We start from the raw sequence: 26478 nt of genomic DNA, 5'->3' as shown, positions 1-26478 counted from the left end.
ATTCGGCTAATACCCAGTCATCGTAAAATGAGCAAACACTCATGACCCTCACTCAGCTGGAGATTTTCTCGCTGGTGGCCGAACTCCACGGCTTCACGGCTGCGGCCAATCGCCTGGGTATTTCCCAATCGGCGGTGTCCCATGCGTTAAAGTCCCTGGAACTGGAGTTGGGTGTCGAACTGTTGCGTCGGCATCAATCCCAGGTCGAACTGAGCGACATTGGCCAGCAGTTGTTGCTGCGCGCCCGGGCGATGCTCGGCCTGGCCAACACCCTGCGCCAGGAAGCGGCCGATGCGCGGGGCATGAAACGCGGCACGCTGCGCATCGGCTCCTTCGGCCCGACCTCGTCGATCAAATTGCTGCCGTTGATTCTGCAGCAGTACCGCGCCGCCCATCCCGGCATCGAGGTGCATATCGACGAAGGCCCTGACCGCCAGGTGCTCCAGTGGCTGGAGGAACGACGGATCGACATCGGCTTTGTGGTGTTGCCCGAGGAGCGTTTCGACACGGTCCCGTTGATTGAGGACCAGATGGTCGCGCTGCTGCCCGCTGGACACCCGTTGGCGAATCACGACAGCTTGAGCCTGAAGAACCTGTGCGATTTCCCGTTCGTGTTGACCGAGGCCGGTTCTTCGGAGCTGGTTTCACGCCTGTTCACAGCGGCCCGACTGACGCCCAACATCCGTTATCGCTGCTCGCAGTTGATCAGCACCCTGGATGTCGTCGCTCGTGGCGACGGGGTAACGGTGGTTGCCGAAGGTTCATTGCCCGATCAGATTGACCGCCGCTGGGTGAAGAAACCGCTGTCGCCGGCCGTGTTGCGCCAGGTCGGCCTGGCGGTACTCGATCGACGCCAGGCATCACCCGCGACGCTGGCCTTTATCAAGCTGGCCGAAAGCCTTGACTTGCATTGAGCGGCATAACCGCCAACGGCCAACTATCATGGCCCATACCCGAACTCTTCGTGGGAGGCGTTTGCCCCGCCATCAATTGAGAGCCTTACTTCTTCGTGACAGGACTCGCGAATGCCGTTGAAAACCAAAACCCGCAGTCGCAGAAAAAAAATTGCGATCACCCTGATCAGTGGCTTGCTCCCGGTCCTGCTGGGGGCCGCCATTCTTTACATGCAAGCAGGGCGTGCGCTCCAACAAGACACCCAACAAACCGCCGAAGAAGCGATTCGCCAGTTCGACCTGATGCTCGACAACAATGCCCAGGCCGCTCGTGAATTGCTGCCGCTGGCGGGGCAAAGTTGCAGTGACGTTAAACTGGCCCTGCGCGAGCAGGTCACTCGCCGCCCCTTCGTGCGTTCCACCAGTCTGGTGTGGGACAACAACCTCTATTGCAGCTCTCTGTTCGGCGACTACCAGGAGACGGTCAACCCCGGTGACTACACCCAGGGCGCCTTATGGCTCATGAGCGGCAATCAGGTAACGCCCAACACCGCCTTGCTGGTGTACCGCCTGAGCGAAGGAAATAAAGGCGCGCTGACGACCCTCGATGGTTATCACTTGAGCAATATCCTGCGTTTGATCGGCCGCAAGACCTTGCTGTTGCTGCAAGTTGGCCCGAACTGGTTGTCCGCCGACGGCAAGTTTCATACCGGCGCTACGCCTGAGTTGCCCGTTGCGCAAAGTCGCCTGACCTCCGGGCACTATGCGTTTGCCGTGGAAGCCGGTTTCCCCGAAGGTGAAACCTGGCGCTACATGAGAAGCGAATATCCGCCGCTGTTCAGCCTGCTGATTTTCTTCGGCGTGATTGCCGGGGCAATCAGTCACTTCCTGCAAAAGCGCTCATCGTCACCCACCTATGAAATGCAGCGGGCACTGGAAGCTAAAGAGTTCATTCCGTATTTCCAGCCCGTGGTGCAGGGCGACAACAAAAGCTGGTCCGGCGCTGAAGTGCTGATGCGCTGGCAACATCCAAAGGAAGGCCTGGTGCGTCCGGATCTGTTCATTCCGTTTGCCGAGCACTCCGGGCTGATCGTACCGATGACCCGCTCACTGATGAGACAAACCGCCGCCCTGCTCGCACCGCTATCGGCCAGTTTCAACAAGCCGTTTCACATTGGCATCAACATCACCGCGAGCCATTGCCAGGACCTGGAACTGGTCAAGGATTGCCGCGAGTTTCTCGATGCGTTCGAACCAGGCTCGATCCATCTGGTACTGGAACTGACCGAGCGCGAATTGATCGAGCCCACGGCCATCACCCTGCAACTGTTCGAGCAACTCCGCGAACTGGGCGTGAAAATCGCCATCGACGACTTTGGCACGGGCCACTCGAGCCTTGGCTACCTAAGGCAGTTCAATGTCGATTTCCTGAAAATCGACCAGAGTTTTGTCGCCATGATCGGCATCGATACACTCACTAGCCACCTACTTGACAGCATCATCGAACTGGCGGTCAAACTCGACCTTGCCCTGGTGGCCGAAGGTGTCGAAACCCGCGAGCAGAGTGATTACCTGAGCGCTCATCAGGTCAACTTCCTGCAAGGTTATCTGTTCGGCAAACCCATGCCCGGCGCGGAATTCATTAGTGCATTAAGCGACCATTAACTCGCAGATTTAATCGCCAAAACAAACGATTAGCCGCACCATTTTGAATCAAAAGACTACTGACGTTACATGAAGAAAAAGACAGGATTTACTCTTGGCCAATTAACTACTACAATTTTTCATGCCTGCGCTAAATTGGCAGGTGAGCCACTATCACCGAGTCGCTTCAAGGCTCTTGGCTTATAGCTTTGTTTGCGGTTGGTATCAGCCAAACACACTATTGGAGTAAAGATATTGTCCAGACTCGCTGAATTTCGTGCAGCCGAAAAGGCCCTTCAAGAACAGCTCAAGCAGTTGGAATCCCTGAAGAACGATGCCGGGCTCAAGAAAGAAATCGAATTCGAAGAAAAGCTCCAGGGCTTGATGAAAACCTATGGCAAGAGCCTGCGCGACATCATCGCCATTCTCGACCCTAACCCGGCAAAATCCGGCCTGCAGCAGGCAGCACCTAAAACCCGCCGTGCCCGTGTGGTCAAGGTTTATCAGAACCCGCACACCGGCGAGCTGATTGAAACCAAGGGCGGCAACCACCGCGGCCTGAAAGCCTGGAAAGAACAGTACGGTGCAGCCACCGTTGATTCCTGGCTGCGCGGCTAACTCTCGCGGCAACAAAAAAAGCCCTGCTCGTGCAGGGCTTTTTCATGGGCCATCTAAAACCCCGGGCGGACACCGCACAATTACCTGACTGCCACCAACTTTGTGCTTAATCCATTTGGATATCTAAAATTTTCTTCATGCATCGAAAAAGCACTGTCGCTGACTAAAGTTTCAAGCTGTTACGGGCTGCGTCTATTTCATCCTGGCTCGCCTTATAAGCTTCGGCCTGCCCTGCGTAGGAAAGAACATAGGCCTTATCGGCATCCACCGCGGCCACCAATGTTTGCGAAAGCACATGCCGGCCGTTTTGCGTGATGGTGCAGGTTGTTTCCAGCGCGGCCAATCGACTCAAGGTAGTGGAATGAATGCGCGTACAGACACTTTGATACCCGCCCTGAAAGAAGTCTTTTTGAACCGACTTGCGCATCTCCAGCAATACGCCCTCGAGGTTTACCTGGTGATCGCTTTGCACCGGGCTCATGGTCAACTCCATCACCATGAGCGGCGATCCATCCCGATCATTTTTCACCGCACGCTGGCGACTGACCCCCGACGCCGATTCAGGCACTTCTTCGACTTGCCAACCTTCCGGCCAGGTCACTACTGGCGCATCGGCGCGAGCAACGCCAGCCAGCGAAAACACGCTCAGCAGGATGAACAGCAGGTTACGAAATCGAATCATTGCAATGGGCACTCAAGGATCAAGCGGTAAAGTCTGGGCCCAGGCCGCCTGTCAGGCAATAGCCGACTGTTTGGGTTTGGTGATGTCCGAAGCCTTGCGTATCATTGTCGCCATTCGTTAGCCCACATATTTCCCGGAGGGCCCATGAGCCTGCACGAATTGAACACCTTCCCCGGCGTCACCGCCCAACCGGACGCCGCCACGCAGAAATTTGTCTTCAACCACACCATGCTGCGGGTCAAGGACATCACCAGGTCCCTGGACTTCTACACACGCATCCTGGGTTTTACCCTGGTGGAAAAACGCGACTTCCCGGAAGCCGAGTTCAGCCTGTATTTCCTGGCGCTGGTGGACAAGAACCAGATCCCGGCCGACGCCGCCGCGCGCACCGAGTGGATGAAATCGATCCCCGGCATCCTGGAACTGACCCACAACCACGGCACCGAGCACGATGCGGAGTTCGCCTACCACAATGGCAACACCGACCCACGCGGTTTCGGCCACATCTGCATCTCGGTACCGGATATCGTCGCCGCCTGCGAGCGCTTTGAAGCACTGGGCTGCGATTTCCAGAAGCGCCTGAGCGATGGCCGCATGAAGAGCCTGGCGTTCATCAAGGACCCGGACGCCTACTGGGTCGAGATCATCCAGCCAGCACCACTGTAAAGCAGAATCAAAAGATCGCAGCCTGCGGCAGCTCCTACGGAGATCGGTGTAGGAGCTGCCGCAGGCTGCGATCTTTTGATCCATAAAAAACCCCATGATCAATCATGGGGTTTTTTATTTTCAGTGCCGGTGCTTATGCCGGTGCAGAAGTCCGGATCAAGTGATCGAAGGCGCTCAACGAAGCCTTGGCACCCTCACCCAGCGCAATCACGATCTGCTTGTACGGCACGGTGGTCACGTCGCCGGCGGCGAACACGCCCGGTACCGAGGTTTCACCGCGAGCGTCGACGATGATCTCGCCACGGGGCGACAACTCGATGGTGCCTTTGAGCCAATCGGTGTTGGGCAACAGACCGATCTGCACAAAGATCCCTTCCAGCTCCACACTGCGCAATTCGTCGCTCTGACGATCCTTGTAGCGCAGGCCGTTGACCTTCTGGCCGTCGCCGGTGACTTCAGTGGTTTGCGCACTGGTGATCACGGTAACGTTCGGCAGGCTGTGCAACTTGCGCTGCAATACCGCATCGGCGCGCAACTGCACGTCGAACTCCAGCAGCGTGACGTGGGACACGATACCGGCCAGGTCGATGGCCGCTTCGACGCCGGAGTTGCCGCCGCCAATCACCGCCACGCGCTTGCCCTTGAACAGCGGGCCGTCACAGTGCGGGCAGTACGCCACGCCTTTGTTGCGGTATTGCTGCTCGCCCGGCACGTTCATTTCACGCCACCGTGCGCCGGTTGCGAGGATCACGGTCCTGGCCTTGAGCTTCGCGCCGCTGGCGAAGTGAACTTCGTGCAACTCACCTTCTTTGCCGGTGATCAATTTGTCTGCGCGTTGCAGGTTCATGATGTCCACGTCGTACTGCTTGACGTGCTCTTCCAGGGCCACGGCGAGTTTCGGCCCTTCGGTTTCCTGCACCGAGATAAAGTTCTCGATGGCCATGGTGTCCAGCACCTGACCACCAAAACGCTCAGCCGCGACGCCGGTACGAATGCCTTTACGGGCCGCGTAGATCGCCGCCGAAGCACCGGCCGGGCCACCGCCGACCACCAGCACATCAAAGGTTTCCTTGGCGCTGATTTTCTCGGCCTGGCGTTCGATGCCGCTGGTGTCGATTTTAGCGAGAATTTCTTCCAGGCCCATGCGGCCCTGACCGAAGTTCACACCGTTGAGGTAGATGCTGGGGACCGCCATGATCTGGCGCTCATCGACTTCATCCTGGAACAGCGCGCCGTCGATGGCGACATGGCGAACGTTCGGGTTCAGTACCGCCATCAGGTTCAGCGCCTGGACCACGTCCGGGCAGTTCTGGCAGGACAGCGAGAAGTAAGTCTCGAAGGTGAACTCGCCCTTGAGCGAGCGGATCTGTTCGATCACTTCAGCGCTGGCTTTCGAAGGGTGTCCGCCGACTTGCAGCAGCGCCAACACCAACGAAGTGAATTCGTGGCCCATCGGGATGCCGGCGAAACGCAGGCTGATATCGGCTCCCGGGCGATTGATCGAGAACGACGGCTTGCGAGCATCATCGCCGTTATCGAGCAAGGTAATCTGGGTGGAAAGACTGGCAACGTCTTTCAACAGTTCGAGCATTTCCCGGGATTTCGCACCGTCGTCGAGAGAAGCAACGATCTCGATCGGCTGGGTGACCCGTTCCAGGTACGACTTCAACTGGGCTTTAAGATTGGTGTCCAACATACGGGCGATTTCCTTGAATTCTTGAGGCAAAAAAACGCCCGAGCGAATCTCGCCCGGGCGTTTTTATTGGGCGGTGCAGCTTGCTTAGAAGGTGCGCAAGTGCGCCCTGATGAAGCGCGTCACAGACTTAGATCTTGCCGACCAGGTCCAGGGACGGCGCCAGAGTGGCCTCGCCTTCTTTCCACTTGGCCGGGCAAACCTGGCCTGGGTGAGCGGCGACGTACTGGGCAGCCTTGATCTTGCGCAGCAGCTCGGAAGCGTCACGGCCTACACCGCCGTCGTTCAGTTCAACGATCTTGATCTGACCTTCAGGGTTGATCACGAAAGTGCCACGGTCAGCCAGGCCAGCTTCTTCGATCAGCACGTCGAAGTTGCGGGAGATGGCGTGGGTCGGGTCGCCGATCATGGTGTACTGGATCTTGCCGATGGCTGGCGAAGTGTTGTGCCAGGCAGCGTGGGCGAAATGGGTGTCGGTGGAAACGCTGTAGATCTCGACGCCCAGCTTCTGGAATGCGTCGTAGTTGTCGGCCAGGTCTTCCAGCTCGGTCGGGCAGACGAAGGTGAAGTCGGCCGGGTAGAAGAACACCACAGACCACTTGCCTTTGAGGTCAGCGTCCGAAACTTTTACGAAGTCGCCATTTTTGAATGCGTCAGCTTTGAACGGTTTAACTTGGCTGTTGATGATAGGCATCGTTGACTCTCCGTCAGGGGTTAAGAAGTTGATGGAGAGAACTTTACCCACTCGACGAACGGAAGGCTCATTGGCAAACCTGATGCTGCTGATTGGCTTTCGCTATTAGCCAGCGGTACTAATAGAAGAAAACGGTATCTAGGGGGTGTTCTCAATTAGTTTCCCCTCCGCGTTGTCGCCTTAAAGCTGGCCAGGCAAGGCGTAGGCCGCTGGGAATGGTTGTTCCCTTTCCAAGGCCTGCAACGCAGCATGGCCAGCTTTAAGGCACAACCCGAAGGGCCGGGCCTGCTGTTGTGCAGGGCTGTGTTGCTCGAAGCTGATTTGGAATGACCTAGGGTGACACCGGCTTTTCCGTGATGCGCGCCATGCCGAGGAACGGACTGGCTTCGATGTAGCGCATGGCCGACTTCATGTCCTTCCAGCCCACATAGCTCATCAGCGACTTCAGATCCCAGCCACTCTGATGCGCCCAGGTAGCAAAACCGCGACGCAAGGAGTGGCTGGTGTAGAGCTCGCCAGCGATACCTGCCCGCGCCAACGCCTGACGCAATAACGGAATCACACTGTTGGCGTGCAGTCCCTCCTCGCCCAGATGCCCCCAGCGGTCGATGCCTCGGAACACCGGCCCGCGCACCAGTGCCGCCTCGGCAATCCAGTCGATATAAGCCTGCACCGGACACAAGCGTTGCAAGGCTGGTGTCTGATAGGTCTTGCCAAGGTTGTCGCGATCACTCTTGCTGCGCGGCAGATAGAGACTGATGCCGGAACCGGCGCTGGCCTGCACGTGTTCCACCTGAAGCCGACACAACTCATCACTGCGAAAGCCGCGCCAGAAGCCCAACAGGATCAAGGCCATGTCGCGCCGGGCCCGCAGCAACCCCGGCCGGTCGCCCTCGGCCCTGGCGACTTGCACTTCTCGCTCCAGACAACTGACCACCTGTTCCAGGTGCTGAAGCTGCAAGGGTTCGGCTTGTTTTTCCTGGGCCGGGTGCAGCGCGCGAATACCCTTGAACACCTTGCGAACCACTGGCGCCTTGGTGGGGTCGGCAAAACCCTGGCTGTTGTGCCACTGCGCCAATGCCGACAAACGCAGTTTCAGCGTATTGATCGACAACACCCCGGCATGGGCCACCAGGTAGCGCGCCACGCTGTCGCCGGTGGCTGGCAGGAAACCGCCCCACGTCACTTCGAAGTGTTCGATGGCTGCCCGATAGCTACGCCGGGTGTTGTCACGCGTTGCGGCTTGCAGGTAACGATCCAGCTCTGTCATGGGATCAACTCTTGAATTCATACCGCTTTAACGGGTCAAAAACCGGTATTGGGTGTATCACACGGGGTAATACCAGTATATCCCGCGTCAGTTGCATTCAGCATTTAACTTTATGAATTGAATGGTACAATGTGTATTTACGTGGTACGTACCACATTATCAAAACCCGGGAGATCTCATGGCACGCGGCGGTGTAAATAAAGCGGTGGTTCAAGCCGCTCGGTTGGCGATCCTCGCCCGCGGCGAAAACCCCAGCATCGATGCCGTACGGATCGAGATGGGCAATACCGGCTCGAAAACCACGATTCATCGCTACCTCAAGGAGCTCGATGACAGGGTCGAACCCGTCGAAGCGCCGACAGAACCGATCGACGACGAACTGATGGCGCTGGTGGCGCGCCTCGCACAAAGACTCAAGGAGCAGGCGCAAGAGCCCATCGACCAGGCGCGCACGCAGTACGAGGAACAACGCAAGGCGCTGGATAACCAGCTCGGCGAAGCGCAAGAGGCCAACAACGAACTGCACCAGCAATACGAATTTCAAAGCCTGGCGCTGACCCAGGAATCCGAGGCCCTGCAAGAAACCCGCGCCTTGCTGCAAACGGAGCAGACCCGCAACGCCGGGATGAACCAGGCACTGGCCGATTTCGAACTGCGCTTGAAGGACAAGGACGAGCAGATCCGCTCCCTTGAAGAAAAACACCTGCACACTCGCGACGCCCTGGAGCACTACCGCAATGCGGTCAAGGAACAACGCGAACAGGAAATGAGTCGCCACGAAGGCCAGGTGCAACAGCTGCAGATGGAACTGCGCCAGGCACAACAAAGCGCGCTGGTACGCCAGGATGAAATCACCCAGTTGCACCGCGACAACGAACGCTTGCTGACTGAAAACCGCGGCACCCTGCGCGAGCTGAGCCTGCTGCAAGAACAGCTCAAGCAAAGCAATACCCGCCAGGATCAGTTACTGGAACAGGCCACCCGCGTCGACGGCGAGCGCACCCTCCTCCAGGAACGCCTGCGCGTCGCTCTGCTGGAAAGCCAGGCACTCAAACAGAACGTCGATGAGCAGTCGCAGCTCAACAGGTCACTGGAAATGGATCTGGCCAAGACCCGGGCGGATCTGGAGGAACGCGTACGTCTGGCCGCGACCCTGGCGGCAGCGGCAGACGCAGCGAAGGACGCTTAACCGGCGACCGGCGTACGCATGGTGACGAACTCTTCGGCGGCCGTCGGGTGCACCCCGATGGTTTCGTCGAAGTCGCGCTTGGTGGCGCCGGCCTTCAAGGCAATCGCCAGGCCCTGGACGATTTCACCAGCTTCCGGGCCGACCATGTGGCATCCCAGGACCTTGTCGGTCCCGGCGTCCACCACCAGCTTCATCAGCGTGCGCTCCTGGCATTCGGTCAGGGTCAGCTTCATCGGCCGGAAGCGGCTTTCGAAGATCAGCACCTCGTGGCCGGCTTCGCGAGCCTCTTCTTCGGTCAAACCGACAGTGCCGATGTTCGGCAGGCTGAACACCGCCGTCGGGATCATCTTGTAATCCACCGGACGATATTGCTCTGGCTTGAACAGGCGTCGCGCCACCGCCATGCCTTCAGCCAGGGCCACCGGTGTCAGCTGAACACGGCCGATCACATCGCCCAGCGCCAGGATCGACGGCTCGGCGGTCTGATACAGCTCATCGACCTCGACAAAGCCTTTGCTGTCGAGTTTGACCCCGGTGTTTTCCAGGCCCAGATTGTCCAGCATCGGACGACGCCCCGTGGCGTAGAACACGCAATCGGCTTCCAGCTGGCGACCATCCTTGAGCGTGACCTTCAGGCTGCCATCGGCCTGCTTGTCGATGCGCTCGATGTCCGCATTGAACTGCAGGTCCATGCCGCGCTTGGTCAACTCTTCCTGCAAATGCTTGCGCACGGAACCGTCGAAGCCGCGCAGGAACAATTCGCCACGATACAGCAGCGTGGTCTTGGCGCCCAAGCCGTGGAAGATCCCGGCGAACTCGACCGCAATGTAGCCACCGCCCACCACCAACACACGCTTGGGCAGCTCTTTGAGGAAGAACGCCTGGTTGGAACTGATGGCATGCTCGTGCCCGGCAATGTCCGGAATCTGCGGCCAGCCACCGGTAGCGATCAGGATGTTTTTGGCGCTGAAGCGCTCGCCATTGATCTCGACCTGATGCGGGTCGACGATCTTCGCGTGACCTTCATGCAGGGTCACGCCGCTGTTGACCAGCAGGTTGCGATAAATGCCATTGAGGCGATTGATCTCGCGGTCCTTGTTGGCGATCAACGTCGGCCAGTCGAACTGCGCTTCATCCAGGCTCCAGCCAAAACCGGAAGCCTGCTCGAAGTCTTCGGCGAAGTGCGCACCGTAGACCAGCAATTTTTTCGGCACGCAGCCGACGTTCACACAGGTCCCACCCAGGTAGCGGCTTTCGGCCACGGCCACTTTCGCGCCGAACCCGGCGGCAAACCGCGCAGCCCGCACACCACCGGAACCGGCACCAATCACATAAAGGTCAAAATCGTAGGCCATTTTCAATCTCCTCGGCAGGCCAACAGCATACCTGCGGACGGCCGCTGAGCAAGCATTGTGCTGAAATGCTCGGGCCGTGCGATGCGCGGCCCAATCTTCGTTTTCGATCAATGCTCCTCTGCAGATTGCGTTTTCGATGTCCGCAGAGTGCGCCAAGCAATCAAAATCGCCATGAGTGCCAAGCCGAACGTCACCCACGAAACCAAACCGATTCCACCTTCGAATGCCCTTCCCGCCTGCGCCATCAATTCCCTTGCTTGATCACCCGACAAGTCTGCCGCCACATGATAGGCGCCAGACAGCGTCTCACTCGCCAGCATCATCTGCACTTCGCTCAGGAACCCCGGAAGCTGCAATGCACCACGATAGTAGGCGGTGACGACTCCGCCGAGCACTGTCGTCCCCAAAACTACACCCACTTCATAGGCCGTTTCGCTAATGGCAGACGCGGCGCCCGCCTTTGCCGGTGGTGCGGCTGACAAAATCACATCATTGGACACCGTCGCGATCGCGCCCACACCAATGTTCAGCAAGGCAAAAGCCACCACTAGAACGGTCAGGCTACTGCCCATGCTGGCGACCAGCAAAAACGCCGCTCCAGCAAACGCCATCAAAATCGGTATCAGCACATGCACCTGTAATCGCTGTGCGACAGGCACGACCGCCATCCCCACTACAATCGCCATGACCTGACCAGGAATCAACGCGAGACTAGCACTCAAGGGCGACATCTGAAGAACGATCTGCAGGAACTGAGTGGTAAAGAATACGAAGCCGACGAGAAACGCGAGACTCATCAAATTGATCGCGACAGAGCCGCTAAAGGTGCCACCGCGGAACAGAGTCAGGTCCATCAGCGGCACTGGCAGACGTAACTGTCGACGCACAAACATCCAGCCCGCAACTGCGCCGACTGCAAACGCTGTCAGCGTCATCCAGTCGATACCATTACTGGCGCTGTGTTTAATGCCATAAACGATGGCACCAAGGGCAACCATCGATTGCAGGATGCTAAGCGGATCCAGCGGCCCTGAAGCATCTCGCTCGGATTCAGGCAACAACATTGGGCCCAATATCAGCAGCGGCACCAGCACGGGCACCGCCAACAGGAAAATCGACCCCCAACTGAAGAACTCCAGCAACACCCCGCCCACCAAAGGTCCGAGTGCCGAGCCGACCGTCAACGTCGTTGCCCAGATCGCGACCGCCAGTCTGCGTTCTTCTCGGTCCTCGAACAGCGAACGTATCAGCGCCAACGTTGAGGGCATCAGCATTGCACCGAAAATGCCCATACAAGCTCGCCCGGCAATCAGTTGCGTGGCGGTATCGGAATACGCGGTTAGCACCGACACAATCGCAAAACCCAAAGACCCGGCCAGCAACAACTTACGATGACCGACTCGATCTCCCAGACTCCCCATCGACACCAGCAATCCCGCCAATACCAGCGAATAAGCGTCGATCATCCACAACTGCTGACTAGCACTCGGACGCAGGGCCTCGGCAATCTTTGGCAACGCGAACCCAAGCACCGTATTGTCAACTGTCACCAGCAATACTGGCAGCATCAGCACGCTTAGGCCTAACCAACGCTTTGATCTCGCTCCGCGGTTTGTCGCCTCACTTATTAATGCCATGGGTAAAAACTCCTTACTGCACACAAAAAATTCACGGGGCATTTTTCAATGCACCCGTGAAACCTTTCCTACGCGCTTCCTTGGCGAGGATTTAATCAGTTCAGCAATGAAAAAACGTGCTGACAATCGACGGCTCCAGAATTCAAATGACTGCCCAAAGTTTTTGAAACGCCTTGTAGGTCACGCCTAAACTCGTCGTAATCCTGATTACGGACATTTTTCATCAAGCGCTCCATCCCTTCCGCCAGCGCAGCACGCTGATGGCTGGCTTGGTCATTTTCTAGCTGTATATCCCAGTAAACTTCCGGTGGATTCACCAGAACCCGGGACAATAACGCCATCATTGTGCGCATCGGAGGCGGCATCACCTCAAAAGCGCTTTCCAGATCTAACGAAGACTTTGCCAACGCTAAACCGAACCCGAGAATTGCGGCATGGGGCAGCGCCTGACAGAGCGCCATGAGCTCATCATGGGCCACCGGCGTCATTCGCTTTATCTTCATCCCAGCCCCCATCAGGTGTTGCTCAATGAAGGTCGAAGGCGAGTCGCCGTCTTCTAGGCAAATTGCGACGGTGCGCCCCTGAACGGAGAGCTTGGGTGAAAACATCGGATTGACACCGATGAACGGCTGTTGGGACGAGGTATCCTTCAATGCTCTGTAAAATGGATCCTGAACAGAACAAGTCGGTATGAACACAACATCGCTCGAAACGGAACCAACAACCCAAGGTATTGCCCGGATAGCCACGCTTTCGGGCAGCGCAAAGACCACTGCAACTGCCCCTTTGAAAATGTGCTCGGTGTTGCTGAACGGGCTTGTGACATCAACTTCATAGAAGCCACCTTCATGTTCCGAAGGTCTGCGATCCACCACCCGGACATCGTATCCATATTGCATAAGAATGCGGCTGATCAACGAACCAACCAAACCCGCCCCACCCAATACGACAACCGTGTCGCTAATCATGATTCGCTCTCTGCGGCAAAACTGTAATAAGGCACGCTAGCCTTGACCAAAGTTTCTTCTAGCTCTTGCTGTGGATCGGAGTGCGCAACAATTGCGCCACCAATTCCAAATTTCGCCTCGTTACCCTTGAGCACTGCCGTTCGGATGACAATACTCAGTTCCGCTCCACCACTGAAAGATAACCAGCCTAATGCGCCTGAGTAGACACCACGGGCAGAGGACTCCAATACGTCAATAATTTCCATCGTGCGTTTCTTCGGGGCTCCCGTCATGGAACCACCCGGGAAACAGGCTCTAATAGCTTCGACCGTTGAAACATCCGAGCGAAGATGCCCACGAACCGTTGAAACAAGTTGGTGAACCGAAGAAAAGCTTTCCACTGAGAAAATTTCAGGAACATGAACGCTCCCTGGACGGCACACTTGATTCAAATCATGGCGCACCAAATCAACAATCATTAGATTCTCGGCCCTATCTTTGGCCGAGCTGCATAGCTCATCGCGCAGTATTTGGTCCTCTGAGGGTTGCTTACTACGCGGCCTGGTTCCCTTGATCGGTCTAGACTCGATCAATCCGCTGTCATCGATTCTGAGAAAGGTTTCGGGCGAAGCGCTCAGAACTGAGAAACCTGCAAACGAGAGGTACGCACCGTAGGGTACGGGGCTAGCCTGGCGCATTCGCCGATAAGCGCTCAAAGGCTCCCCGTCGTACGCCATTTTTGCCCTGTTGGTCAGACAGATCTCATACGACTCTCCATCAGTGATGTACTTGAGAGATTGATTGATCTTACTGATGTAATCCTCTGGTCCGTCCTCGAGCGAGAGCTTCAGCTGATCTACAGCCCCTGGAGTAAACGTACTGCAATGGCCAGCCGACTCATTATTACGATTGAGAAAATCAGGTAAGGACGGCCAAACAACAGCATCGCCAGTCGCAGTCATCATGCATTCATAGGCTTTGTCTTCCTGATGATCAAAGACAAAGAAATGCGGTGCAAACATGAATGAAGCATCTGGATAAACCGAGCGATAAGTTTTGCGTCCACCCGCCAGGGCTTTCAACTCGTAACCGAGGTAGCCGACAAAACCGCCCTTGAAAGCAAACGGTAAGTACTGAGGGGTAGCAACCTGCACGGCTTCGAAGATCTGCGCAGTCAGTGTAAAAAAGTCCCCTTTGATGCTTTTTTTACCCTTGGGGCCCTCAAGTTTCAGGCACTCATCGTTGACATCGTACTCAAGCCTTATCGCTCCCTGAGCCTCCCCACTACCCATGATCGAGTAGCGGGCATTAGGTCTTTCCGACTTCTCGCTGTCTAGCCAAAAAGCATAACGATCATCGGCATAGAGAGATGAAAATACTGATTGCGGATCCGTGCAATCGGAAAATTCGCGATAGGCAAGCTGTATATTCAGCATCCCCCCTACCGCGACGTATGCATTTTTTGACGACGTACATTCCGTGCCGGACTCTAAGCGAGTTCTAACACTGTCGTTATGTTCCAGAGCCATGCGTATGAAGTTGCTCAATAGCGCATGGCCATATTCTGAATCGATGGACTCGGGATGGAATTGGACACCCCAAACCGGTCTGGTGACGTGTTCGATTGCCATGACCACGCCTTCAGATGTCCAAGCCGTACATTGGAGATCTGAAGGTAGGCTTGTACACATCAACGAATGATATCTGACCACCTCGAACTGCTCCGGCAAATCTCGAAAGAGCCCTTTGCCTGAATGAGTAATGCGACTGCGGTAGCCATGCACAGGGTTGGGAGCGTGCCCTACAGTCCCCCCAAGAAATTGAGCGATGCCTTGGTGTCCCAGACAAATACCGAGCAACGGGACAGGAGAACGGAGGATGACGTCGCGGCAAACACCAAAATCCCCCTCTTCCCCTGGGTGCCCTGGACCGGGCGACAACACTACAGCGTCATATTTGTCGATGTGCAATTCATTGTACGCAAGGGTATTTGTGACTACGTCCGCACAGATACCTGTCACCTCATACAAATACTGAGCGATGTTCTGGGTGAAGGAGTCAAAGTTATCAATCAGCAATATTTTCATGAGGGGCGCCCTGAGGCCAGACACTGATTAATCAGGACGTCCTCCTGAATACACGTCTCTTCTATAATCAATTTGAATATTGACTCGGTGTATTCTGGTCTCAATCCTACCGCCTCCGATCTAGTCCTAATCATATCGAGCACGTAGGAAATTCGTCCGGGTTGCATCATCGCAATGCCATGGACGGCTTTGAGCTCGGCAATGTCCAGGCACACCTTCATTCGCTCAGAAAGCAGGTCGACAACTTGCAAACTTATCGAGTCAAGCCGCTCCCGCTGCGGCTGCAAAATGTTAGACGCGCCTGTCTTTGATAACTGTCCCTGTTGCTTCATCTTTTGCACCTCCGTTAGCCCATTTCTGGAAGAGAGTCGTCAGTCAGGCGTGATCCAGCTCATTGATAGCAGGCGTCCATAACCCTTTGCTCGCCATAACCTTCAGAGCCCCCCCTAACATCCTGATGTCTTTGTCGCTGTGGCTTGCTGATATCGCAAAACGCAGCATCGCTTTGCCTTTGGCAATAATTGGATAAAACACCGGGAAGAGCAGCATGCCTTGGTTACGCAGGGTTCTCGCAGCCTGCAAACCGGCCTCCTCTGTTTCAAAGAAGGCTCCTCTGACAGGCGACTGAATACCTGCGTTGAGCAACCGGTTATCGGTGAGGGAATCTAAAAGTCTTACGTTTTCCCAAAGTCGCTGTTGCAGCACATCGATCTCTTCACTGAGATGGACTTTCGCCGAGGCAACATTCGCCGCCAGCATGGGCACCATAATGGAATGGCCAAATATCAGTGGATTCGCCAGGGTTCGGATAACGTCAATATCCCGTGGATCTGAAACCACGACAAAACCACCCGAGCCACCAAAGGCCTTCGAGAGAGACCCCGCCAGAATAATATTTGCTGGTAACGAGTGATCAACCGCTGAAAAAGCATATCCCGCACCATGACGTCCGACGATCGAAATTCCATGAGCATCGTCTACGTATAGGTATCCCCGCGCCGACTCCAGCTGCCGCGAGAGCTCGGCGATGGGCACAAGACCACTCATCGAACCAATTCCATCGATCAAAAGCACAGGAGTCTCACCTTTGTCGGTGCAGTCTTTCAGCGCTGTGGTCAGTGATTCTGGATTGGTGGATTCAACTCTAGAAACAGATCCGAACTGCTCCAAAATCCCCCTAAGTACCTGCATCGAAGCGTGGGCGGTTTTGTCCATCAGCCAGTGGATTCGTTTTTTGACCGGATACCTACTCAACGAACCACTCCCCAGCAACGGTAAAACACCTAAATGGACACTGCTGGTAGAGGTAAACACCGCGACGCCGCTACCTCTGTATACCTGACCAAGCAATTCTTCCAGTTGAGGCAGGTAACTCGGGCGCATTGCACTTCGAGAAGACGACAGGTGCAGTCCGGACGTTTCCATAGCTTGGTGTGCCGCGTCGATCAATGCCGAATGGGTTTCTAAGCCCAAGTACGAACAGGAAACGAACTCTGTAAATGTACCTCCGTCTTGCAAGGTAATGTCCTTACCCACACGACTCGCAACGGTAAAACCTGTCAGTCCTTCCTCGTAAGCCTTCGCCAGCGCACGAGTAGTGTTACCGCGACGAACGCTCATCCAGTCTTGTTTAGTTTGCGCATCCATTGCTAAAACTCCTTTATGAAAATCAACGAGATCTGCATCCGATGGTCATTACTGAACTGCCCGTCGCGTCGGACGCCTCCTTATCGATTACCGTCTGTACATTTGTCAGCTGACTCTGCTCAAACAGTTCGCGTACCACTTGGGCCTGTTCCTCGCCATGCTCAATAACTAGCCAACCTTCGCGACTTAGTAGCTGGTTCGCGCGCGAGATGATTTGCCGTATCAGTTCAAGACCATCGACCCCGGAATAGACTGACGCCTGTGGATGGTGATCGCTCCATTCAGGCAGCAACTCTTGGGACTGCGGGACGTACGGAGGATTAGCGACAATCAAACCAACCTGATGTGTGAATCGCGTAAATGCCTGTTCGTCGCGAATATCTGCCTGCAAGTAATTCACCCGTATCCCCTTGCAGGCAAGCCGGTCGATGTTGCGCTTGAGGTACTGCACCGCTATCTCATCAAACTCAACGCATGTCACTTTCAGATCCGGTCTGCGACGTGCGATCGCCAGGCCAATCGCTCCACTTCCGGCACATAAATCGAGAACACTAGCTCCCGGTCGCAGCACAGCTCTGGTCTCCAGCCACTTGTGAATGACTTTGCTGTGAGGACGGGGGATAAATACGCCGCTACCTACCACCAGCGGCATTTCGTCAAACTCCACCATGCCAACAATATGCCCGAGAGGAATTCGGTTACAGCGTTCTTGAACCGCCAACATAAATTCTTCGATCGCACGGTCCTTATCCACTCGTTCGATATAGCGATCTATAAGACAACTCAAATCTTCTTCCAAATCCCAGACACCAGACTCCCGCAACATGGCCCGAGCCTGGCTAATAGCAAGACACTCACGATCAGTAAGACTCATGACCACTCCTTGTAATACTGAGAAAGTCTTTTCAAGATTGACTCATAAAGATAGGAGAATGCCACCAACTCCGGCGGAGGCGTAAATAACGGATGCAAGTCGTTTATTAGCTGTTCATAATTACGCGACAGCCCCTCATCCAGCAGAGGGAACCAATAAGGCTTTATATTCCAACGATACTCATATCCGGTGGCAAACATCTGCTGTACCGTCTCCCTGACTGTATGCTCGCGGGCAAACCCAGATAACGGAGCACGGACTGGTTTGAAAGGGCTGAGATCTAGATCGGGAGTCTCTACATCGGTCAGGCAATCAGCTATATACCGCGCCAACAATGGTGATTGGTGCAGACCATCTCGGTAGGTACCTGTTGCGAGCCAAAGACCTTCGATGTCGCACTCGCCGATCAATGGGAAACCATCCGCTGGAATTGGTCTGTTGCCAACTTGTATGGAAACTATTTCCGCGCCATGAAGGTCCAGGTTCAATTGATCAACAGCACAATCAAGCAAAAACTGAACATCTGATATGAGAGCCTGTTGCTTGGGCCGCTCCGAAATAATGTTAGTTGCCCCCAGATACAAGACTCCATCCCCACGAGGGACACAGTGTAAGCCGCATGCAAAGGCACGATTTGGCGTCCGTATGACCGAATTAGGCAAATCAACCCCTTCTGGCACCTTTACGAGTATGGAAACGCCATAACCACTGAACAGCGGTGGAATTTTCTTTGCGAGCTCATCGAAGTCACTGAGCAAATCCAGAGATTGAACGCCTGCGGCAACCACAACCTTCCTTGCCCAGAGAACCTCCCCACTGCACAACTCGACACCTGCTGCTACCCCACCCTCAGCCAACACTCGCTTAGCATTCTCATTTTTCAGAGTGCCGCCTTCGGTGACAAATGCAGCATCCAGTTTCTCCAATAAAAGATGCGAATTCACTGAATGTTCATTTGGTATGTACAACCCCCGCAGAGGGCGAACCAGATGGTTGGGTTTAAGCCATTTCATCTTGCGTGGATCAACAACTTCGAACGGTTCACCATACTCACGAAGGGCATTCTCGATGGTGTCGAAGTTAACGCTATCCACCTCATCCATACCGGCGGTATTGAGCAGCACATGGGTCCCAATAGCGGTAAATAACGAACTAGAATCACCTGAAGAAATTGCCAAGCGCTCCGCCCAACTTGACCATAGGTGTTGGGCTTGTCGGTCCATATCTAGTTTTAATCGACCATAATCACTCGAAAGTAGACCGCTTGTTACCTCCCCGAAACATCCATTCATTGCTCCCGCAGCTTTTGACGCTGCATTTATGCGATCCGTCTCACCTATGCGACATACGTTTAGACCTCGTGTTGATAGCTCATATGCAATTGAGCCACCAACTGCTCCTGCACCCACGACAATAACGTCGAATTCCATGTAAACCTCGGACCGTCACCAGCAACGGAGAAATAAATTATTAATCAGGAAACAATTCATTTCTATGACTTCGTTACATCACAATTCAAGACGCATATCATTTCATATTGTGTCCACGTTACAAATGGACACATTTACATGCAAGGTGTAGGAATAAGCCTTCAGACAACAGGAAGAAAGTAACAAATATCGAATAACACTAATTTTTGGCCTGGATTATATTAAGTGAGTGAGACATCCGCTTTGTGCGATGGGCAACATCAATACTTGAGAGGTTTTTTCGATTCGAAAAATAAAACGCCCCGAGCAAGTCGGGGCGTTTTATTAGTTCCCACCTATGTTTTACACAGGGTGGTTTATCTTTTCAGTACAAGTCAATAAGGCGCTATCAGAACGCCTTGCCCGTCTTGTAGAAGTTCTCGAAGCAGAAATTGGTCGCGTCGATGTAGCCTTCGGCGCCGCCGCAGTCGAAACGCTTGCCCTTGAACTTGTAGGCCATCACGCAGCCGTTCTGGGCCTGTTTCATCAGGGCGTCGGTGATCTGGATTTCACCGCCCTTGCCTGGCTCGGTCTGTTCGATCAGGTCGAAGATGTCCGGGGTCAGGATGTAGCGGCCGATGATGGCCAGGTTCGACGGTGCGTCTTCCGGCTTTGGTTTTTCAACCATGCTGTGTACGCGGTAGATGTCGTCGCGGATCATCTCGCCGGCGATTACGCCGTACTTGTTGGTCTCTGACGGATCGACTTCCTGGATGGCCACGATCGAGCAGCGGAACTGCTTGTACAGCTTGACCATCTGGGTCAGTACGCCGTCGCCTTCGAGATTGACGCACAAGTCGTCCGCCAGTACCACGGCGAACGGTTCGTCGCCGATCAGTGGGCGGCCGGTCAGGATCGCGTGGCCCAGGCCTTTCATTTCGGTCTGGCGGGTGTAGGAGAACGAGCACTCGTCGAGCAGCTTGCGGATGCCGACCAGGTATTTCTCCTTGTCGGTGCCCTTGATCTGGTTTTCCAGCTCGTAGCTGATGTCGAAGTGGTCTTCCAGGGCGCGCTTGCCGCGACCGGTGACGATGGAGATTTCGGTCAAGCCGGCATCCAGTGCTTCTTCGACGCCGTACTGGATCAGTGGCTTGTTCACCACCGGCAGCATTTCTTTGGGCATGGCTTTAGTCGCTGGCAGGAAGCGAGTACCGTAACCGGCTGCTGGGAACAAGCATTTCTTGATCATATAAGTCCTTGAAAGGGCTGTGTGTACGAGTTTCGGCGCAGTCTAATCAGGCGGCGTGCACCTTACAATGCCCCCGCGCTGGCTAACCGATGCCAACATAGAGAAATATTCTTGCCGATAGTTCCCTGCGAGGGTGCGCAGGTCGCTGCGCAGCCTCTTATGCATAGCAGAGACTTGCGCAAATGCACGGTTTCTACCGCCCGGAACCCATCACCATACGCCCATCGGCACCCCTTGGGTGCGTTTGGCGGTATCATGGCGCGATTGAACCAGACAACGAGGCAAGTAGATGTCGGCAGTAAAAAGCGTCAACGGATTTCTGATCAATCAGGAGAAGGACGGCCAATGGTGGGTGGCCAGTGTCGCCGGTGAAAATATCGCCGGGCCTTTCCCTTCCGAAGCCCTGGCAATCGAAGTGGCCTCGGTGCTGGAGCTTGAGCACCCGGAACCCAAGCGACGCGCCAAGGACAAGAGCTGATCGACGCCCGTTGCGAAAGGCCCTGCCATGGCGCAGGGCTTTTTTATGAATAATGAAAAAGAAGTGGCCCTTGGCTATAACCTTTTGATACCGGCGCTGTCTCAGCCATAGCCCACCCCCCCTGACGATGATCAAGCCATGAATAAAATTTTGCCTTTGCTGACGGTATTGGCCCTGAGTGGCTGCGCAACGTCGGAACAGACCTACCTGGCCAATGGAGAGCAAGGTCTATCGATCGACTGCTCCGGGGAAGCCAACTCCTGGGCTGCGTGCTACGAAAAGGCCGATGCGTCCTGCGCGGGCACCGGCTACAAGATCGTCGGGACCGATGGCACCCCCGCGCTCAAGGAGAGCGAAAAGACCCTTGGCGCCGACGTCGGCAACTACAAGAGCCGCAACGTCGTGGTGATCTGCAAGTAAGGTGTCGCGCCCTACATGTGGATTTCGGCGAATTTGATTCCAAGCCCGCGCACGGTCTCGATCAGATCATCCAGGCGGCTGAAGGACTCGACTTCATCATTGTCATCCACCAGGAAATAGCTGCGCCCGGCACTTTTCTTGAAAAACACGATCCATTCCCCCAGCTCCGCCGGGTTCTGAATCACATGGGTGGCAGAGATCAAACCCTCTGCGTGGCGCTCCCGGACCTGCTCTCGTTTCATATTCGACTCCAGAAATAACGATGCCGCCCAAGCAGGGCTTGGGCGGCATCGGTGCTGATGGTCGACAGTCTATCAGCCGGAAATGCACTCGTTGGCAGCATTCTGTACGTCCTTTGGCCGCACCGGGACATTGGACATGCTCTCGTGCAGCTTGATACTGCTGCCGCCAGAGCGTTCTTCAATGTCAAACACGGCCGACGGCCCCGCGGAAAACTTGAGCGGCACGATCACGCGCAAGCCATCCTTGTATGGCTGGATCTGCAAGGCGCCACGGCTATCGGCCAGTTTTTCGCTCAGGCATTGCGCGTATTCATGGGGCTTCTTGCCGGAAATCACGTTCATTGTCGGCAAGGACTCGTTGATGTCCGAGACGTTCGCGCAACCACTGATCGTCAGTGCCATCGGCAACAACCACAAACCCCACTTCATACTAAACCTCCGATAAAGACCCTCGGACAGCGCAACTGCGATTTTTCTCCGAGACAAACTGCTTTATCGCTCATCAAATGTGAAATAAGCGTTTTTAATTGTCCTGGCGGCGGGATAATAAGGCGTTCGGGCTGATAAACTGCGCCAATCGCCCATGCTATCGTTTTGATTTTGTAGAAAAAGCCCTTCTGGAGGCGCCTCATGAAATTTATCCATCAGCGCGAGCACCTCAATGAAGACGACATCGTCGTCATTCAATGCTCCCAAATGTGCAACATCCGCTTGATGAACGACGCCAACTTCCGCAGCTTCAAGAATGGCGGCCGTCACACCTATCACGGTGGTGCATTCGACACGTTTCCGGCCCGCATCACGGCCCCTAGCACCGGCTTCTGGAACATCACGATCGACACCGTCAACCGCCGCGCTATCAGCGTGACGCGTAAACCCACCCTGACGCACTCGATCAAAATCATTCGCCGCTCCAGCACGAAACTGAGCTGATCGGCGAACCCGAAACACAAGACAGGCAGATACAACCGTGGCCCAAACGACCAAGTACGTCATCAAATACAAACTCAACGGTGAGCGCCGCTTCGAGTTTGCCCAGCTTGAAAAAGGCACCCCGGAAGAGGCCAAGGCAGCGCTGGATGCCATTCATGGGCAGGGCGACGTCATCAGCGACATCAGCGTCAGCAAAGCGCTGTAAAGCGGTCCGGAGCGACAATGGACGTCGCCTCCCCCTCGCAGTTCGACCGCAAGCACCGGAGTGCCAGCTTCATCCTTGCCTTGCAGACTGGCCACCTCAACGACGAGAGGCCCGGCAATGAGCGAGCAATATCTGGACCGGCTGGACTGGCCCCGGCTGGAGCAGCAACTTGATCGGGACGGTTATGCCGTCATCCCGTCACTGCTGAGCCACAAGGCTTGCGGGCAAGTCAGCACGTTATACCCTCGAACCGAACTGTTTCGCTCCCATGTAGTGATGGCTCGCCACGGGTTCGGCCGAGGCGAGTACAAGTATTTCAACTACCCGTTGCCGGATCTGGTGGCTCGCCTGCGCACCGCGCTCTACCCGCGACTGGTGCCCATCGCCAATCGCTGGCATGAACAAATGGGCTTGCCGCAGCGTTTTCCTGAAACCCATCCAGCCTTCCTCGATCGCTGCCATGCCGCTGGTCAGAACCGTCCGACACCCTTGTTGCTGCAATACGGTCCACAGGACTACAACTGTTTGCATCAGGATCTATACGGTGAGCATGTTTTCCCGCTGCAAGTGGCGATCCTGCTGTCAGACCCGGATCAAGACTTCACCGGCGGTGAGTTTGTCCTGACTGAACAGCGCCCGCGAATGCAGTCGCGCCCCATGGTCATCGGCCTGAAGCAAGGTGACGGGGTGATCTTTGCGGTCAATCAACGGCCGGTCAAAGGGACTCGCGGTTACTACCGCGTGACCTTGCGTCACGGCGTGAGTCGCCTGCACAGCGGCAAACGGCATACCCTTGGAATCATCTTTCACGATGCGTCATGAGCCTATGAACCCGCTGACTTTCGATCTGTTTGCCGATGCGGAGCCCGAGCAACAGCCCAGGCACGAGCAGATCGGCGAACAATCCTACGTGCTCAGAGGCTTCGCCCTACCTTGGCTGGAGCGTTTGCTGCCGGCCCTGGAAGAAGTGCTGGCGGCCGCACCGTTTCGGCAGATGATCACACCCGGCGGTTTCACCATGTCGGTCGCCCTGAGCAGTTGTGGCACATTCGGCTGGACCACTGACCGCAGCGGTTATCGGTATACCCGCGACGATCCACAGACCGGTCGGCCCTGGCCAATGATGCCTGAAGTGTTTTTCCAACTGGCGCAAGCGGCGGCGCAGGCAGCGGGTTTCGCCGATTTTGCACCGGATTCCTGCCTGATCAACCGATACATCCCCGGGGCAAAAATGTCATTGCATCAGGACAAGGACGAACATTCCTGGGCCGCCCCCATCGTATCGGTATCCCTGGGCTTGCCGGCGATGTTCCTGTTCGGCGGCTTTGCACGTGGCGACAAAAGTCAGCGCGTTCCCCTGTTCCACGGTGACATCGTGGTCTGGGGTGGCGTGGATCGCCTGCGTTATCACGGTGTGCTGCCGATCAAGGACGGCCATCATCCGAAACTGGGCGAGCAACGTATCAACTTCACCTTCCGTACCGCCGGATAAAGACTTCGAATTTGACCGCAAGCGCCGGAGTGTGTGGGAATTGCCCCATGGTTAATGTGCAGGCAACCCCTCAATGGACGTGACGCCATGACAACCCAATCGACCAAGATCACCATCGAAAACGATCCGCGCTGGGCCGCCGTGGTCGCCCGCGACCCCAAGGCTGACGGGCAGTTTGTCTATGCCGTGAAGACCACGGGCGTCTACTGCAATCCCAGCAGCCACGCGCGCTTGCCCAAGCCCCACAATGTCGAATTCTTCGACAGCGCCGAACAGGCCCGGGCCGCGGGTTATCGTCCGAGCAAGCGCGCGACGAAGGATCAGAGCGAACTCGCCGCGCAACATGCCTCCACCGTGGCCGCCGCTTGCCGCCAGATCGAAAGCGCGCAAACGCTGCCTGCCCTGGGCGAATTGGCCGAGGCGGCGGGCCTGAGCAGCTTTCACTTCCATCGCGTATTCAAAGCCGTCACCGGCCTGACGCCCAAGGGCTACGCCGATGCCCATCGTTCACGCAAGGTACGCGAGCGCCTGGCACACGGCGGCTCGGTGACCGATGCCCTGTATGACGCCGGCTTCAACTCCAACAGCCGGTTTTATGAAGCGGCAGACCAGTTGCTGGGAATGAAACCCGGGGACTACCGCGCCGCCGGTCAAAACAACGACATTCGTTTTGCTGTCGGCCAGTGTTCGCTGGGCGCGATTCTGGTGGCACAGAGTGAGCGCGGGGTGTGCGCGATCCTGCTGGGCGATGATCCGCATCAACTGGTCTGCGATCTGCAAGACAAATTCCGCCGCGCCAATCTGATTGGTGCCGATCATGAGTTCGAGCAATTGATTGCCAGGGTCGTCGGCTTTATCGAGGCGCCGGCCATTGGCCTTGATTTGCCGCTGGACGTACGCGGCACGGCGTTTCAGGAGCGTGTCTGGCAAGCGCTGCGGGAGATTCCCGTGGGCAGCACTGCCAGCTACGCCGATGTCGCCCAGCGTATCGGTCAACCAAAAGCCGTTCGCGCCGTGGCCCAGGCCTGCGGTGCAAACAACCTGGCGGTGGCGATCCCTTGCCATCGCGTGGTGCGCAGCGATGGCAATCTGTCGGGCTATCGCTGGGGTGTCGAGCGCAAACGGCAGTTGCTGGAGCGCGAGTTGCAGTGATCAACGATTCACATCCACCACCACGCGCCCGCGCAACTGCCCGGCCAGCAAGCGTGGCGCGGCTTCAATGGCTTCGCTCAAGCCGATTTCGTGACTGATCAGCGGCAACAGGTTGAAGTCCAGATCCCGGGCCAGGCGATTCCAGGCTGCCACACGCTTGGCTTTGGGCTGGGTCACGCTGTTGATGCCGGCCAGGGTCACGCCGCGCAAGATGAACGGCGCAACGGATGCCGGAAAGTCCATGCCCTGAGCCAATCCGCAGGCCGCGACGGTGCCATTGGCCTTGGTGCTGGCGCACGCGTTGGCCAGGGTGTGGCTGCCGACCGAGTCGATCACGGCCACCCAGCGCTCCTTTGCCAACGGTTTGCCCGGTTCGGACAAGGTGGCGCGATCGATGATTTCGCCGGCCCCCAGTTGCTTCAGGTAGTCGTGCTCCGAGGTCCGTCCGGTGGACGCGACCACCCGGTAGCCGAGCCTGCTGAGTAAGGCGATGGCGAAACTGCCGACGCCGCCGTTGGCGCCGGTCACCAGAACTTCGCCCTGTTCGGGCGTCACGCCGTTGTGCTCAAGCGCCATGATGCACAGCATGGCCGTGTAGCCCGCCGTACCGATGGCCATCGCCTGGGCCGCGGTAAACGCCTTGGGTAGCGGGATCAGCCAGTCACCGTTGAGGCGCGCTTTCTGCGCCAATCCCCCCCAATGCCCTTCGCCCACACCCCAGCCATTGAGCAGGACCGGGTCACCAACCTTGTAGTCCGGATGCCCGCTGGCTTCAACGACACCGGCCAGGTCGATGCCCGGCACCATCGGGAATTTGCGCACCACCGGACTGCTGCCGGTGATCGCCAGGCCATCCTTGAAGTTCAACGTGCTGTAGGCAACACGCACCGTGACATCGCCCTCGGGCAGTTGATCGTCCTGGATCTCTTGCAGTGTGGCCCGATAACCGCTGTCGTCTTTGTCGATCAAAATACCTTTGAACATTACGGCCTCTCAATGGAA

The 26478-nt window shown here is 56.2% G+C and carries 28 protein-coding genes; 12 read left to right on the top strand and 16 right to left on the bottom strand.

Annotation, left to right across the window (positions count from 1 at the left end):
- The first annotated feature begins 41 nt into the window (after positions 1-41).
- The 3 genes from ACMDB8_RS12365 to ACMDB8_RS12355 all read left to right on the top strand — a co-directional run bounded on the left by ACMDB8_RS12365 (position 42) and on the right by ACMDB8_RS12355 (position 3155).
- A complete protein-coding gene (locus ACMDB8_RS12365; RefSeq protein ID WP_056724516.1) occupies positions 42-914 on the top strand; it encodes a LysR family transcriptional regulator in 873 nt (290 codons plus the stop codon).
- A gap of 111 nt (positions 915-1025) precedes the next feature.
- Complete coding sequence (locus ACMDB8_RS12360; protein WP_056724514.1) at positions 1026-2558, top strand: EAL domain-containing protein; 1533 nt, start codon at positions 1026-1028, stop codon at positions 2556-2558.
- Positions 2559-2792: 234 nt separating this feature from the next.
- Positions 2793-3155, top strand: a complete 363-nt coding sequence (locus ACMDB8_RS12355) for a histone-like nucleoid-structuring protein, MvaT/MvaU family (protein ID WP_008065377.1) — start codon at positions 2793-2795, stop codon at positions 3153-3155.
- 163 nt (positions 3156-3318) lie between these two features.
- On the opposite strand, the gene ACMDB8_RS12350 is transcribed toward ACMDB8_RS12355, so the two are convergent.
- The gene (locus tag ACMDB8_RS12350) at positions 3319-3837 is read right to left on the bottom strand and encodes a DUF4946 domain-containing protein (protein WP_056724513.1); all 519 of its coding nucleotides are present in this window, start codon (positions 3835-3837) and stop codon (positions 3319-3321) included.
- A 144-nt stretch (positions 3838-3981) separates the two neighbouring features.
- Here ACMDB8_RS12350 and gloA point away from each other — a divergent pair, with 144 nt between their 5' ends.
- Positions 3982-4503 (top strand): lactoylglutathione lyase, encoded by a 522-nt coding sequence (gene gloA / locus ACMDB8_RS12345; protein WP_056724511.1) that lies wholly within the window; start codon positions 3982-3984, stop codon positions 4501-4503.
- Between the two features lie 133 nt (positions 4504-4636).
- Here the strand turns inward: gloA and ahpF are convergent, their stop codons facing one another.
- The 3 genes from ahpF to ACMDB8_RS12330 all read right to left on the bottom strand — a co-directional run bounded on the left by ahpF (position 4637) and on the right by ACMDB8_RS12330 (position 8160).
- Entirely contained in the window at positions 4637-6199 is a 1563-nt protein-coding gene (gene ahpF, locus ACMDB8_RS12340) for an alkyl hydroperoxide reductase subunit F (protein WP_409078957.1), read from the bottom strand.
- Positions 6200-6326: 127 nt separating this feature from the next.
- Positions 6327-6890 (bottom strand): alkyl hydroperoxide reductase subunit C, encoded by a 564-nt coding sequence (gene ahpC, locus ACMDB8_RS12335; protein ID WP_007975937.1) that lies wholly within the window; start codon positions 6888-6890, stop codon positions 6327-6329.
- Positions 6891-7221: 331 nt separating this feature from the next.
- Positions 7222-8160 (bottom strand): site-specific integrase, encoded by a 939-nt coding sequence (locus ACMDB8_RS12330; RefSeq protein ID WP_409078958.1) that lies wholly within the window; start codon positions 8158-8160, stop codon positions 7222-7224.
- Positions 8161-8338: 178 nt separating this feature from the next.
- Here ACMDB8_RS12330 and ACMDB8_RS12325 point away from each other — a divergent pair, with 178 nt between their 5' ends.
- Positions 8339-9349, top strand: coding sequence for a DNA-binding protein (locus ACMDB8_RS12325; protein WP_056724504.1), 1011 nt, complete (start codon positions 8339-8341; stop codon positions 9347-9349).
- Here the strand turns inward: ACMDB8_RS12325 and gorA are convergent.
- The 9 genes from gorA to galU all read right to left on the bottom strand — a co-directional run bounded on the left by gorA (position 9346) and on the right by galU (position 20554).
- Positions 9346-10704 (bottom strand): glutathione-disulfide reductase, encoded by a 1359-nt coding sequence (gene gorA, locus ACMDB8_RS12320; protein ID WP_056724502.1) that lies wholly within the window; start codon positions 10702-10704, stop codon positions 9346-9348. The two genes, ACMDB8_RS12325 and gorA, sit on opposite strands and share 4 nt — an antisense overlap.
- 107 nt (positions 10705-10811) lie before the next feature.
- Positions 10812-12341 carry an MFS transporter gene (locus tag ACMDB8_RS12315; RefSeq protein ID WP_409078959.1) on the bottom strand — a complete coding sequence of 510 codons (1530 nt, stop codon included), beginning with the start codon at positions 12339-12341 and terminating at the stop codon, positions 10812-10814.
- Positions 12342-12436: 95 nt separating this feature from the next.
- A complete protein-coding gene (locus ACMDB8_RS12310; protein ID WP_409078960.1) occupies positions 12437-13309 on the bottom strand; it encodes a prephenate dehydrogenase dimerization domain-containing protein in 873 nt (290 codons plus the stop codon).
- Positions 13306-15375 (bottom strand): aminodeoxychorismate synthase component I, encoded by a 2070-nt coding sequence (gene pabB / locus ACMDB8_RS12305; RefSeq protein WP_409078961.1) that lies wholly within the window; start codon positions 15373-15375, stop codon positions 13306-13308. The genes ACMDB8_RS12310 and pabB overlap by 4 nt, the downstream gene beginning before the upstream one ends.
- The gene (locus ACMDB8_RS12300; RefSeq protein ID WP_409078962.1) at positions 15372-15707 is read right to left on the bottom strand and encodes a chorismate mutase; all 336 of its coding nucleotides are present in this window, start codon (positions 15705-15707) and stop codon (positions 15372-15374) included. The genes pabB and ACMDB8_RS12300 overlap by 4 nt, the downstream gene beginning before the upstream one ends.
- A 43-nt stretch (positions 15708-15750) precedes the next feature.
- On the bottom strand, positions 15751-17022 hold the full coding sequence (locus ACMDB8_RS12295) for an aminotransferase class I/II-fold pyridoxal phosphate-dependent enzyme (protein WP_409078963.1): 1272 nt from the start codon (positions 17020-17022) through the stop codon (positions 15751-15753).
- A gap of 22 nt (positions 17023-17044) precedes the next feature.
- A complete protein-coding gene (locus tag ACMDB8_RS12290; protein WP_409078964.1) occupies positions 17045-17896 on the bottom strand; it encodes a HemK/PrmC family methyltransferase in 852 nt (283 codons plus the stop codon).
- Entirely contained in the window at positions 17893-19326 is a 1434-nt protein-coding gene (locus ACMDB8_RS12285) for an NAD(P)/FAD-dependent oxidoreductase (RefSeq protein WP_409078965.1), read from the bottom strand. The genes ACMDB8_RS12290 and ACMDB8_RS12285 overlap by 4 nt, the downstream gene beginning before the upstream one ends.
- Before the next feature lie 388 nt (positions 19327-19714).
- Positions 19715-20554: a UTP--glucose-1-phosphate uridylyltransferase GalU gene (gene galU / locus ACMDB8_RS12280; protein WP_409078966.1), complete on the bottom strand. Its 840-nt coding sequence runs from the start codon at positions 20552-20554 to the stop codon at positions 19715-19717.
- 289 nt (positions 20555-20843) lie between these two features.
- Between galU and ACMDB8_RS12275 the strand changes: the two genes are divergently transcribed.
- Both ACMDB8_RS12275 and ACMDB8_RS12270 read left to right on the top strand, forming a co-directional pair.
- The gene (locus ACMDB8_RS12275) at positions 20844-21032 is read left to right on the top strand and encodes a hypothetical protein (protein ID WP_056724498.1); all 189 of its coding nucleotides are present in this window, start codon (positions 20844-20846) and stop codon (positions 21030-21032) included.
- A gap of 138 nt (positions 21033-21170) precedes the next feature.
- Positions 21171-21452: a hypothetical protein gene (locus ACMDB8_RS12270; RefSeq protein ID WP_046038393.1), complete on the top strand. Its 282-nt coding sequence runs from the start codon at positions 21171-21173 to the stop codon at positions 21450-21452.
- 11 nt (positions 21453-21463) lie between these two features.
- On the opposite strand, the gene ACMDB8_RS12265 is transcribed toward ACMDB8_RS12270, so the two are convergent.
- Positions 21464-21694, bottom strand: coding sequence for a hypothetical protein (locus ACMDB8_RS12265; protein ID WP_056724496.1), 231 nt, complete (start codon positions 21692-21694; stop codon positions 21464-21466).
- A gap of 72 nt (positions 21695-21766) precedes the next feature.
- Entirely contained in the window at positions 21767-22123 is a 357-nt protein-coding gene (locus tag ACMDB8_RS12260; protein WP_056724495.1) for a hypothetical protein, read from the bottom strand.
- Between the two features lie 201 nt (positions 22124-22324).
- Here ACMDB8_RS12260 and ACMDB8_RS12255 point away from each other — a divergent pair, with 201 nt between their 5' ends.
- The 5 genes from ACMDB8_RS12255 to ada all read left to right on the top strand — a co-directional run bounded on the left by ACMDB8_RS12255 (position 22325) and on the right by ada (position 25476).
- On the top strand, positions 22325-22627 hold the full coding sequence (locus tag ACMDB8_RS12255; RefSeq protein ID WP_007912251.1) for a DUF1883 domain-containing protein: 303 nt from the start codon (positions 22325-22327) through the stop codon (positions 22625-22627).
- 37 nt (positions 22628-22664) lie between these two features.
- Positions 22665-22832 carry a hypothetical protein gene (locus tag ACMDB8_RS12250; protein WP_177336470.1) on the top strand — a complete coding sequence of 56 codons (168 nt, stop codon included), beginning with the start codon at positions 22665-22667 and terminating at the stop codon, positions 22830-22832.
- 117 nt (positions 22833-22949) lie between these two features.
- On the top strand, positions 22950-23654 hold the full coding sequence (locus ACMDB8_RS12245) for a 2OG-Fe(II) oxygenase (RefSeq protein ID WP_056724493.1): 705 nt from the start codon (positions 22950-22952) through the stop codon (positions 23652-23654).
- Positions 23644-24324: a DNA oxidative demethylase AlkB gene (gene alkB, locus ACMDB8_RS12240; protein WP_056724491.1), complete on the top strand. Its 681-nt coding sequence runs from the start codon at positions 23644-23646 to the stop codon at positions 24322-24324. Before ACMDB8_RS12245 ends, alkB begins: the two co-directional genes overlap by 11 nt.
- An 87-nt stretch (positions 24325-24411) precedes the next feature.
- Positions 24412-25476, top strand: coding sequence for a bifunctional DNA-binding transcriptional regulator/O6-methylguanine-DNA methyltransferase Ada (gene ada / locus ACMDB8_RS12235; RefSeq protein ID WP_056724490.1), 1065 nt, complete (start codon positions 24412-24414; stop codon positions 25474-25476).
- Here the strand turns inward: ada and ACMDB8_RS12230 are convergent, their stop codons facing one another.
- Positions 25477-26460: an MDR family oxidoreductase gene (locus tag ACMDB8_RS12230; RefSeq protein WP_056724488.1), complete on the bottom strand. Its 984-nt coding sequence runs from the start codon at positions 26458-26460 to the stop codon at positions 25477-25479.
- Between the last annotated feature and the right edge of the window lie 18 nt (positions 26461-26478).

The sequence above is a fragment of the Pseudomonas monachiensis genome, from assembly GCF_047345015.1.
Taxonomy (GTDB): domain Bacteria; phylum Pseudomonadota; class Gammaproteobacteria; order Pseudomonadales; family Pseudomonadaceae; genus Aquipseudomonas; species Aquipseudomonas monachiensis.
Note: the sequence above shows the minus strand (reverse complement) of the source record. Positions and strands in the feature narration are given on the sequence as shown.